At 66.7% G+C, this 1074-nt stretch carries 1 protein-coding gene; it reads right to left on the bottom strand.

The features are described 5' to 3' along the window. Positions 1-9: 9 nt before the first annotated feature. A partial coding sequence (locus tag ACTMTF_RS49355; protein WP_441117031.1) for an inositol-3-phosphate synthase occupies positions 10-1074 on the bottom strand: 1065 nt, incomplete at its 5' end.

Genomic DNA, 1074 nt, shown 5'->3' with positions numbered 1-1074 from the left:
CAGCGGGGCTCAGCGCTCGACCTCGCCCCGGATGAACTTCTCGACGTAGTCGCGCGCCTCGTCGTCGGAGTACTGCTCCGGCGGCGACTTCATGAAGTACGAGGAAGCGCTCAGGATCGGGCCCCCGATGCCGCGGTCGAGCGCGATCTTGGCGGCGCGGACGGCGTCGATGATGATGCCGGCCGAGTTGGGGGAGTCCCAGACCTCCAGCTTGTACTCCAGGCTGAGCGGGGTGTCGCCGAAGGAGCGTCCTTCAAGGCGCACGTAGGCCCACTTGCGGTCGTCGAGCCACGGCACGTGGTCCGACGGGCCGATGTGCACGTCGGCCCTGGCCATCTCGTGCGGGATCTGCGAGGTGACCGACTGCGTCTTGGAGATCTTCTTGGACTGGAGGCGCTTGCGCTCCAGCATGTTCATGAAGTCCATGTTGCCGCCGAAGTTGAGCTGGTAGGTGCGCAGCAGCTCGACGCCGCGGTCCTCGAACAGCTTGGCCATGACGCGGTGCGTGATGGTGGCGCCGACCTGGGACTTGATGTCGTCGCCGACGATCGGCACGCCCGCCTCGGTGAACTTCTCGGCCCACACGGGGTCGGAGGCGATGAAGACCGGCAGCGCGTTGACGAAGGCGACCTTGGCGTCGATCGCGCACTGGGCGTAGAAGCGGTCGGCGTCCTCCGAGCCCACGGGCAGGTAGGACACCAGCACGTCGACCTGGTTGTCACGCAGCACCTGGACCACGTCGACGGGCGACTCGTCGGACTCCTCGATGATGTCGCTGTAGAACTCGCCCAGGCCGTCGAAGGTGTGGCCGCGCTGGACCGTCACTCCCGTCGGCGGCACATCGGTGATCTTGATGGTGTTGTTCTCGCTGGCGACGATCGCCTCGGACAGGTCCCGGCCGACCTTCTTGGCGTCCACGTCGAAGGCGGCGACGAACTCGACGTCGCCGACGTGGTAGTCGCCGAACTTCACGTGCATCAGGCCCGGCACCCGGACGGCCGGGTCGGCGTCCCTGTAATAGTGAACGCCCTGGACCAGCGACGACGCGCAGTTGCCGACACCGACAATGGCCAC

The sequence above is a fragment of the Nonomuraea sp. ZG12 genome, from assembly GCF_052068115.1.
In the GTDB taxonomy this organism is placed as follows: Bacteria; Actinomycetota; Actinomycetes; order Streptosporangiales; family Streptosporangiaceae; genus Nonomuraea.
Note: the sequence above shows the minus strand (reverse complement) of the source record. Positions and strands in the feature narration are given on the sequence as shown.